At 65.9% G+C, this 10,454-nt stretch carries 10 protein-coding genes; all 10 read right to left on the minus strand.

The annotated features are described in order from the left end of the window. On the minus strand, positions 1–1,006 hold a 1,006-nt coding region (locus tag EH199_RS23420), incomplete at its 3' end, for a hypothetical protein (protein WP_124811458.1). 140 nt (positions 1,007–1,146) lie between these two features. After that, positions 1,147–3,441 carry a TonB-dependent receptor gene (locus EH199_RS23425; protein WP_190287410.1) on the minus strand — a complete coding sequence of 765 codons (2,295 nt, stop codon included), beginning with the start codon at positions 3,439–3,441 and terminating at the stop codon, positions 1,147–1,149. Between the two features lie 25 nt (positions 3,442–3,466). Further along, a complete protein-coding gene (locus EH199_RS23430) occupies positions 3,467–4,423 on the minus strand; it encodes a FecR domain-containing protein (protein ID WP_190287411.1) in 957 nt (318 codons plus the stop codon). After that, on the minus strand, positions 4,413–4,970 hold the full coding sequence (locus EH199_RS23435) for an RNA polymerase sigma factor (RefSeq protein WP_255420470.1): 558 nt from the start codon (positions 4,968–4,970) through the stop codon (positions 4,413–4,415). Before EH199_RS23435 ends, EH199_RS23430 begins: the two co-directional genes overlap by 11 nt. Further along, positions 4,967–5,794 (minus strand): ChbG/HpnK family deacetylase, encoded by an 828-nt coding sequence (locus tag EH199_RS23440; RefSeq protein WP_158453940.1) that lies wholly within the window; start codon positions 5,792–5,794, stop codon positions 4,967–4,969. The genes EH199_RS23435 and EH199_RS23440 overlap by 4 nt, the downstream gene beginning before the upstream one ends. After that, positions 5,787–6,668, minus strand: a complete 882-nt coding sequence (locus tag EH199_RS23445; protein WP_223806897.1) for a glycosyltransferase family 2 protein — start codon at positions 6,666–6,668, stop codon at positions 5,787–5,789. The genes EH199_RS23440 and EH199_RS23445 overlap by 8 nt, the downstream gene beginning before the upstream one ends. Before the next feature lie 105 nt (positions 6,669–6,773). Continuing rightward, positions 6,774–7,658, minus strand: a complete 885-nt coding sequence (galU, locus tag EH199_RS23450; RefSeq protein WP_124811463.1) for a UTP--glucose-1-phosphate uridylyltransferase GalU — start codon at positions 7,656–7,658, stop codon at positions 6,774–6,776. A gap of 400 nt (positions 7,659–8,058) precedes the next feature. Then, complete coding sequence (gene sucD / locus EH199_RS23455; RefSeq protein ID WP_124811464.1) at positions 8,059–8,940, minus strand: succinate--CoA ligase subunit alpha; 882 nt, start codon at positions 8,938–8,940, stop codon at positions 8,059–8,061. Between the two features lie 3 nt (positions 8,941–8,943). Beyond that, on the minus strand, positions 8,944–10,143 hold the full coding sequence (sucC, locus tag EH199_RS23460; RefSeq protein ID WP_124811465.1) for an ADP-forming succinate--CoA ligase subunit beta: 1,200 nt from the start codon (positions 10,141–10,143) through the stop codon (positions 8,944–8,946). Between the two features lie 51 nt (positions 10,144–10,194). Beyond that, a partial coding sequence (locus EH199_RS23465) for an electron transfer flavoprotein subunit alpha/FixB family protein (protein ID WP_223806898.1) occupies positions 10,195–10,454 on the minus strand: 260 nt, incomplete at its 5' end.

The raw sequence follows: 10,454 nt of genomic DNA on the forward strand, positions 1-10,454 counted from the left end.
TCCCGAAGATCCTGTGAAAGCGTTCGTGCCATCCATGCTGGCCTCCTGACACCAGCAGGAAGTCTGAATCACAACGGCGCCGCGAAGGGAATCCCTGACGAGTCAGTTCGTGTGGAAACCGCTCTAACGCGTTGATGTCCTGCGAACGGGCGCCGCCCGTTGCGGGTGCGGGTGCGGGCCGGGGCTGACGGGCCGGGTAGGCGGCCGCCGCCATGGAAGGTTCTGCGGATGCTTGGGCAGGTGCCGAATCGACGGCATGGAACACGGGCGCAGCGGTTCCCGCCTTGGCGAACTGGAAAGCGAATGGATATTGTTCGCCGTTCCACATCACCACGATGGAAATCCGCACGGGCCGCTCATCCAGCGGAATCTTCTCGAGCACGATCTTTCCGGCATAGCTCTGCTGGGGATAGAGCGTGGTGGTCTGCACGATCGAATCGCCCAGGACATCACGCGTCCGGTCCAGATTGTATTGTACGGCCGCGATGCCATGCGCGGCGCCGGCGGTGAGCGCAGTTGCCTGAAGCTGCCCGAATGCGCTGGGGCCACTGTAGGAACTGACATAGGACCCGCGTGGCGTGCGGATGTAGCCGTGATAAGTATCGGTCTGACTCGCTGCCACGCCGGCGGCGATTCCACCCAGCATGGCGATGCCGATCTGCGTCCACCGCGCGCGGGACTTCGCTTTTCTGACAAGCTGGTCGACGGAGAATACGCTGACCGGCTTGTCGCCGGCCTGCACGGTCAGGTTCTCGATCCCGAAATTCGCCGAACGCGGGCTAGCGTTGAACACCGCGACACTGAAGGCCGGGCTGCCGTGATCCAGTGGCAGCGGCCGGATCTGGACGCTGCCTTGCTGCCGTTGCAGATCGAGCGTCGGCACGCCCTGGTCGAAACGCAGCGTTTCCGCGCCGATCTGGATCGGCTGCAACACAGGTTCCGCCGAGGCGGCGGCCGGCAGAAGAACAGCGAACGCGGCACACGCCGCCACGATGGTAGAGCGCACGGTAAATCCCCCAAGTGTCGGGAAAATCATGGGGAATAGCGATTGAGGAGCCGCGAAGAATTGCGGTTAATTTCCGGAGATGGCGCCACGATGGCGGTAATCCGCACGGCGCGAAAGCCAACGCCTTCGCGGCTTCGCCCCTACCAGGCCACCGACACGCCGAACCGCACGGTCAGCGGTTCCACGGGCACCGACTGATCGCGCCTGTACAGCAGCAGGGGGTTGCCCAGCGCGAAGCGGCTGGCGCGGGTATTGAAGAGGTTGGTCGCCGCCACAGAGAAATCGACCGGCCCCCGGCGCAGCCCGGCATGGAGGTCAGCCACGGCATAATTGCCCTGCGAGACATCGAACAAGGCCCCCGGCCCGAGCACCGATCGCCCGACGTAGCGCATGTCCAATCCAGCCCGATAGGTGGTGATGCCACGTCCCCAGCCGTAACGCAGGCTGGCGGCGGCTGAAAACGGTGGCGTATCCGGCAACCGCCGGTCGCGGCCGACGGACTGGGCGGGCAGCGCGCCAGTCGTGCGGTTCGAGGTGAAGAACACCGAGCTTTCCGCTTCCAGCCCCGGCACGATCACCCAGTTTCCGGTCGCTTCCAGCGCGAAGATCTTCGCGTCGCCAACGTTGGTGGTATAGGGCAACCCCTTCGCGCTCACCAGTTCGGCCAGGACGTTCTGCCACCGGGCATAGGATGCCGCAGCGGAGAACGAGAGCCCGGTCGGCCCTGATCGCGAACGGCGAAGCCCCACCTCCCCCATCACGATCGAATCCGCCTGGAACTCCGACACCTTGCCGACCCCGCGCGCCACGGAAACGCCGCCGTTGCGGTAGCTGGTCTGAAACCGGGCAAAAAGCGAAAGATCGTGCAGGACCGGCCAGAGCAGCGCCACCGTGGGGTCGATACGCGAGGCACCTTTGCCCTTGATCGGTGAGGAAACGCCGCCGCGCGATGGTTCGCTGTCGGTGCGCGCGGTGGTGGCACGCGCGCCCAGCGTCGCCTTGATCGCGCCCAGCAAGGGAAAGGTGACCTGTCCGAACAGCGATCCGCTGCGGGTAACATTGGTCAGCTCGTCCAGTTCGGGCGGCGCCTCGGGCATACCAAGCGAGCGCGACTGGCCATCGCGCACCCGTTCATAGGCAAGCCCCAGCACCCACGTAACCGGCCGATCAAGCGGCCCCGACAAGCGCGTTTCCGAAGAAAACGTGCGGGTCGACCGCTGTGTCTGATACGCGCGCCGGGGGGAGCCCGGCGTGGTGGCGTCAAACGTATCGAGCGCCGACCGCGCCCCGAGGCTGGCGGTGGATGTCAGCCGCATCCCGTTCGGTGCGCTGTATTCCACATAGAGGCGGCCAAGCCCCAATTCGCTGGAATAGGGTTGCGCGATTGCCGCACGATGCGAAAGCGCGCCGGATGCATCGGCATAAGGGGCATCCCGCGCATCGGTGCGCTGGTACAGCCCGCTGGCCTCGACGCGGAAGCCATCGCCCAGCCGGGCCGCCAGCGCGCCGCGCCCTCCCGCCACATCGACCACGTTGCGGTTGTGCCCCAGCCCCGGCACATCGATGTAGCCACCATCCCGTTCGCGATAGGCCACCAGCCGCACGCCCGCTTCCGAACGTAGCAGGGGCAGGTTGAGCATGGCCGAGCCATCCCAGCCCGTGGTGGCATCCGGGGAAACACTGACACCTCCCGTGACCGATCCCGCATAGCGATCGAGATCGACCGCGTTCGGCATGATGCGGATGACGCCGCCAATCGAGCCGGAGCCATAGAGCGTGCCTTGAGGTCCCTCCAGCACTTCCACCGATGCGATATCATGCAGCTTGAGGTTGGGCGTGGGGCTACCAAAGCCCAACAGCGCGTCGCCGAAGTAGATGCTCGTCGTGGGCTGCGTCCAACTGTTGAAGCTGCTGTCGGCAATGCCACGGATGAAGATCTTGTTGCGCCCTTCCCCGAAAGCCGTGGTCTGCAGGATAGGTTGCGCACGCGCCATGCTGTCCAGCGAGGACGGGTCGCCCAGTCGGGAGCTTTCTTCGCCGGGCATCCGCCCCACGCTTCCCGGATAGAGCATGATCGGTGTGGGAAACTTGCCTCCCACCACCACGATCGGTGGCTGCAATACCGTTGCCGGGGGAGGGAAACTGGCAGGCGCCGCGCGCGGACGCACGCGCGCAAGCGGCGCCCGTTCGATCCGGAAACCACGCGCACCGATCCTGACCGCGCGATAGCCGGTTCCCTTGAGCAGTTGCGCCAACGCGCGCGCGGGATCAGACCCTACCCTGAGCGCCGGCACGCGCACCGCCGCCACCGCGGGATCGACCGAAACAATCTCGCTGCCGGTGCTTTCGGCCAGGTGACGCAGGGCGACGGACAGCGATCCGGCCGGCAAGGAAATGGCGGCACGATCGGCGGCGAAAACCGGCGTGAGCGGCAAGCAGCAGCCCAGCGCCAGCAGGGCGCTAGCTACGAACCTTGGACGGCGAAAGCACCCAGATTTCGCCTTCACGACGGCAATCAACTCCGACCAGACGCGCGAGATGTTCAACGTCGCGCGCTGTCTCACCCGAAAGCCTGACATTGCCAGTAAACGGCAAGGCGGACAAGCCGCCCTCCAGCCGGATTTCCGCACCATTGCGCCGGTGGAAAGCCGCCACGACATCCGCCAGCGTCGCCCGATCGAAATCCAGTTCGCCCCTCTGCCAGCCACCGACCGACGCCGCCTTCCACCGCGTGGCAAGACCGCTTGCTTCGTCGATCGTCAAACCCTCGCCAGCGTGGAGGGCGAGGCGGGCGCCATCCGGATCGACCATGACGCTGCCTTCGCTGACCGAAACCATCAGCCGCCCGGCATCGCGCCGGACGTTGAACACGGTTCCGACATCGACAATGCGGTAGCGGCCCGCCTCCACCGTGAAAGGAGCATCGGCGCGATGGCGGACCGCGAACAGCGCTTCGCCACCATCCAGCCGGACAGAGCGTTCACCATCCCCCCGGGCCAGCCGCGTATCGCCATTGAGCACGACCGCGGTGCCTTCAGCGAGGCGCACGGTCTGCATCTTGCCGGCGGCCGTGGCGAAGGTCGTCGGCTGGCGATCACGCGGCGCGACCGTCCATAGCGCCACGCCGGCCAGCGAGGCCGCCAGCGCCACTCCAGCGCCCGCGCGCCACCATCCGCGTCTCACCCGCATCGGCGGCGCCGGTACCTTTTCGCCAGACCGTTGGCGCAGAACCGGCGCTTCGGCCAGCAACCGATCCGCCGCCGCCACACGGTCGAACGCGGCCTGATGCTCCGGTGCGGCTTCCAGCCAGGCGACCAGATCCGCCCAGCGCGCGGCGTCCATCGCGGGCATCTGCACATGCCACGCAATCGCCGCCTCCATTGCCCCGCCCTGGGCCTCGTGCGTTTCAGCGCTCATGGCAATCAACCTCATGCTGGCCGCGCTCCCCTTGCGCGGCAGGTTCCATCACGGGATCGGCAAGACCGGCCACCAACTGGCGGTAAGCCCTTCCCAGCAGTTTCTCGACACCCGACAGGCTCATCCCCAACTCTTGCGCGATCGCCTTTTGCGGCCTTTGTTCCAGTCGGAACATCACCAGCGCGTCGCGCATCCGTTCGGGCATCGCATCCAGCAGGCTTCCGACCCGTTGCAACTCGCCGCGCGCGATCAGACCGCGTTCGGCGTCCGGATACTCCCCGCTTTCGGGCTGCACCGCCTGCCACGCCTTTTCGCGCACGCCGCGGCGGCCCGCGGCGATGCGGCGGTCGGTGGCCAGGTTGCAGGCCATGCGGAACAAGTAGGCGGCCGGATCGGAAATCGGGCCGGGACGCGCATCCTGAAGCCGCAGCCAAAGCTCCTGCGCGGTCTCCTCCGCCTCGTCCCGGCTACCGAGACGGGCAGACAGCAATCGCAGGATCATCGGACGCTGTTCCATGAATACGCGCTCCAGCCCGGCTTCACTCACAGAGGCACCACCCGCTCTATCCGGGCCAGCCGTTCGGGCAGCGCCGCGGCGGCCAGCACGCTGGCTTCGCGAATGCGCGCGTCCGCGATCGTATCGCCATCGAGATGGCCGGCACCGGGATGACACATGACCACATGCATATCCGAAGGCGCGGCAAAAAAGCGCGGTAAAAGCGCGGCATAGTCGGTGGTGAAGTCGTAATGCCCGCCAAAGCTGCGGTTGCTCGCCACGCCGCGCCGGGAGAGCAGCCGGCGGAAACCGGCCGCGTGGAGGCTCGATCCGATCGCCTTGTCGATGAACGGCCGGCGGCTCATCGCCCCCAGCCGATCTCCGGGGTTGCGCACCCAGGCGTGCGGCGCGTGTTCCAGCACGGCATCGACCACCACTTCGCGCAGCCCCGGATAGACATGGACATGCTGGTGCGCGTCGACGAAATCCGGCGCTGCGCCCCGCACGGCCACGAAGGCCGCGATCTGCGCGTCGATTTCCGCACGGAATTCCGTCAGGTCCAGCTTGCGCCGGTGCGCCATCACCATCAGCGCATCCGCGCCCGGCAGGCGGCCATCGGCATCGGTGCAGGACATCCGCGTGATCGGGCGCTCGCTGGAAAGCGTAAGGTGCAGCCCCACGTGCAGCGGCCCATGGCGCGGATCGCGCACGCGCGCGGCCTCCACCAGCAGGGGTGCATCCTTCTCCCAGTTCGCGAAGGGCACCATGCAACTGACAGCGTTGATGCTGCCCGATGCCGCCAGCGAGGCGATCGTTTCGCTGATCCCGCGCGAGAGCGCGAAATCGTCGGCGCACAGGATGAAGCGCTCAGGCATGGGACAGCTGGCTTTCATGGCGTCTCAACCTCTCACTGCTGAGGGCACGCGCGCGCAGCTTTGCGGCAAGGTATGCGTGGAAGAACGCCTTGCGATTCGCCGCGCGCGAGCAATGGTACAGGATGCGTTCGTGGAAGCGCCATCCCGGTGCCGCGCCGGAGCCGGACCGCTCGAGCGGCGCGCATTCGAAGTGCCGGTGATAGGCGATGCGGCCCTGCTGCTCGATCCGTGCCATGATCTCGTGATCTTCCAGCACCCAGTTCCATATCTGCGGGTCGAAGCCGCCCACCGCCCGCAGTGCCGATGTGCGGAACACCTGCCCCGCGCCGCCGTTCAGGCACTGCTGCGGCAGCAGCTTCGACGTCAGCTCCAGCTTCCATCCCGCGAACCGCCGTTGCCAGCGCGAAGCGCCGGGCGGTTGCGTGGCCGCGACAGCAGCGACCGCGCCCCGGTCCAGCAGACTGGCGGCGCGCGCAAGATAGTCGGGCGGATAGAGCGTATCGGCATCGCACGTGGCGACGAATTCGGTGCCCGCCACCGCGAGGCCGGTCCGCAGCGCGGCAACCTTGCCGGGCTCCTGTTCGACCAGCAATTCTGCCGATACCCCCGCCGCCGCGCACGCCGCCAGCGCCACCGCCCCGCTGCCATCGGTCGAGGCGTTATCCACCAGCACCAGGTGAAACGGAACGTCCTGCCGTGCCAGGCTGGCGATGCAGGATGGCAGATGTGCGCGTTCGTTGAAGAACGGCACGATCACGGTCCAGCGCTCGGCGTGCCAGGCGTGGATGCCGCCCGGCCCTTGCGAAATGCCGCCCATCGCAGCGGGATCGCCCGATGCGTTCATGCCTGCCGTGATGCCCGTCGCGTCTCTCATGCACAGAACTCCCCGTCCGTGCATGAGACGACAGCGGGAGGCCATTCCCGCCTCCCGCGCTTTCAAAATTCGGTCAGATGGGCGCCAACAACGAAGGGGCCGGGGTCAAAGCCCCAGCAGCCTCCGGGCGACGGCGCGCACCTCGTCCGCCATGTCGGGCCGTTCCAGCGACAGCGCCAGCGTGGCCTCGACGAAGCCGGTCTTGCTGCCGCAATCGAAGCGGCGGCCGGCGAAGGTTACGGCATGGAACGGTTGTTGCCCGATCATGGCCGCCATGGCGTCGGTCAGCTGAATCTCGCCACCCGCGCCCTTTTCCTGCCCTTCCAGCGTGCGCATCACTTCCGGCTGGAGGATATAGCGCCCCGAGATGATGAGGTTCGACGGCGCATCCTCGCGCTTCGGTTTCTCGACCAGTCCCTTGACCTCGGTCAGCGTGCCCTGGCGCGCGCCCGGCGCGATTACGCCATAGCTCGAAACTTCCTCTTCCGGCACTTCCAGCACGCTGATGAGGTTGCCGCCCACTTCATGATAGGCATCGACCATCTGCTTCATGCAGCCCGGCGCGCCGATCATCAGTTCATCGGGCAGGAAGATCGCGAACGGTTCGTCGCCCACGATCGCGCGCGCGCACCACACCGCATGGCCCAGCCCCATCGGCACCTGCTGCCGCACCGTGACCAGATTGCCCGGCGGGATGCGCGTGGGTTCCAGCACTTCGAGATTCTTGCCGCGATCGGCCATCGTGCGTTCGAGTTCGAACGCGGTATCAAAGTGCTCGACGATCGAGGTCTTGCCGCGCCCGGTCACGAAAATCATCTGCTCGATGCCAGCTTCGCGCGCCTCGTCGACCGCGTACTGGATCAGGGGCCGGTCGATGATCGGCAGCATTTCCTTCGGGATCGCCTTGGTCGCCGGCAAGAACCGCGTGCCCAGCCCCGCGACGGGAAACACCGCCTTGCGGATCGGCTTGCGTTCGGTCGAACCCTTCATGCTCACTCCTCGATAGCGTTATGGCCGGGGCATCACCCGGAATTGGCCCGACATTGCCATACGACCCGCACTCTTTTGTACACCCCGCGCTTGCTGCGCCAAGGCTTTGCGCCCGCCGGTTCCACCAGGGGCACCAGACGCGGAATGGCTCCGCTACACCCTGCTTATGCGACACGGCCGTGACATAAGGCACAACGAATGTTGCATTGCAATAAAATGAAACGTCTTTTCTTAGCCGGCTGAAAGCGCTGCGATATTCCGTTCGCCGCCTATCGCAGAAGAAGCTTTGACATAGCGTTACCGCCCGCCGGAACGAAAAAGGGAGCCGCAAGGCTCCCTTTCCCGTTTCCATAGCAATCCCGCCCTGCCCGGCTTGCGCCAGCCCCAGGGATAGAGCGCCTTACTTGAGCGCTTCGGCCAGCGTTTCGCCCAGCAGGCTGGGCGAGGGGGACACGCGGATGCCCGCCGCTTCCATTGCCGCGATCTTGCTTTCCGCATCGCCCTTGCCGCCCGACACGATCGCGCCGGCGTGGCCCATGCGGCGTCCCGGAGGCGCCGAGCGGCCCGCGATGAAGCCGGCCATCGGCTTCTTGCGGCCCTTCTTGGCCTCGTCGATCAGGAACTGCGCGGCCTGCTCCTCGGCGTCGCCGCCGATTTCGCCGATCATGATGATCGACTTGGTGTCTTCGTCCGCCAGGAACAGTTCCAGCACATCGATGAAGTTGGTGCCGTTGACCGGGTCACCGCCGATGCCGACCGCGGTGGTCTGGCCCAGGCCGATGTTCGAGGTCTGGAACACCGCCTCATAGGTCAGCGTGCCCGAGCGCGAGACCACGCCGACCGAACCCTTCTTGAAGATGGAGCCGGGCATGATGCCGATCTTGCATTCGTCCGGCGTCAGCACGCCGGGGCAGTTCGGGCCGATAAGGCGCGACTTGCTGCCCGAAAGCGCGCGCTTCACGCGCACCATGTCGAGCACCGGGATGCCTTCGGTGATGCAGACGATCAGTTCCATCTGCGCGTCGATCGCCTCGAGAATGGCGTCGGCGGCACCCGGAGGCGGCACGTAGATGCACGAAGCGGTGGCGCCGGTGGCGGCCTTCGCCTCGGCCACGGTATCATACTGCGGCAGGCCGATGTGGGTAGTGCCGCCCTTGCCCGGGGTCACGCCCGCAACCATCTGCGTGCCATAGTCCAGCGCCGCCTGGGTGTGGAACGCGCCGGTCTTGCCGGTCATCCCCTGGGTGATGACCTTGGTGTTCTTGTTGACGAGAATGCTCATGGTTCAGGAAACCTTCCGGACTTCTGCCACGATCTTCTGCGCGGCATCGCCAAGGTCGTTGGCGGGAACGATGGGGAGACCCGAGTTGGCGAGGATGTCCTTGCCCTGCTGCACGTTGGTGCCTTCGAGGCGCACGACCAGCGGAACCTGCAGGTTCACTTCCTTCGCCGCGGCCACGATGCCGTCGGCGATGATGTCGCACTTCATGATGCCGCCGAAGATGTTGACCAGGATGCCCTTCACCGCGGGATCGCGGAGAATGATCTTGAACGCCGCCGTCACCTTCTCCGTGGTGGCGCCGCCGCCCACGTCAAGGAAGTTGGCCGGGAACTCGCCGTTCAGCTTGATGATGTCCATCGTCGCCATGGCAAGGCCCGCGCCGTTCACCATGCAGCCGATGTTGCCATCGAGCTTGATGTAGGCGAGGTCGTACTTGCTGGCTTCGATTTCCGCCGGATCTTCCTCGGTCTCGTCGCGCAGCGCGACAACGTCGGGGTGACGGTAGAGCGCGTTCGAATCGAAGCTCATCTTGGTGTCGAGGACGAGCAGGTTGCCGTCCTTGGTTTCCACCAGCGGGTTGATTTCGAGCATGTCGCAGTCCAGCGCCATGAAGGCGTTGTAAAGCTGCTGCGCGATCTTCGCGGCCTGCTTGTTGAGATCACCCGTCAGCTTCAGCGCATAGCCCACGGCGCGGCCGTGGTGCGGCATGAAGCCCTGCGCCGGATCGATGGTGATCGTGGCGATCTTCTCGGGGGTCGAATGGGCGACTTCCTCGATGTCCATGCCACCTTCGGTCGAGACGATCATGGCGACACGGCCGGTGGCGCGATCGACGACCATCGACAGGTAGTATTCCTTGGCGATGTCCACGCCATCGGTCACGTAGAGGCGGTTCACCTGCTTGCCGGCTTCCCCGGTCTGCACGGTGACGAGCGTGTTGCCGAGCATTTCCTTGGCGAAAGCCTCTACTTCCTCGACGCTCTTGGCCAGGCGCACGCCGCCCTTGGCGTCGGCCGGCAGTTCCTTGAACTTGCCCTTGCCGCGACCACCAGCGTGGATCTGCGCCTTGACCACATACAGCGGTCCGGGAAGCTGCTTGGCGGCAGCGACGGCCTCTTCGACCGTGAGCGCGGCGATGCCGGCGGGAATGCCGACTCCGAACTTCGCCAACAGCTCCTTGGCCTGGTATTCGTGGACGTTCATGATCCCTCCTGGGGTGGAATGGAAACTGCGAATCGGAAGCCCTCTCGGGCCTTAGAGCTTGCTCGTCAACTCCGGGACGATGGAAAAGAGGTCGCCCACGAGGCCGATATCGGCGACCTGGAAGATGGGGGCGTCCTCATCCTTGTTGATGGCGATGATGGTCTTGGAATCCTTCATGCCGGCCAGGTGCTGGATGGCGCCGGAGATGCCGACGGCGATGTAGACTTCGGGGGCGACGATCTTGCCCGTCTGGCCCACCTGGTAGTCGTTGGGCACATAGCCCGCGTCGACAGCGGCGCGCGATGCACCGA

Source organism: Novosphingobium sp. LASN5T, from assembly GCF_003856955.1.
Classification (GTDB): Bacteria; Pseudomonadota; Alphaproteobacteria; order Sphingomonadales; family Sphingomonadaceae; genus Novosphingobium.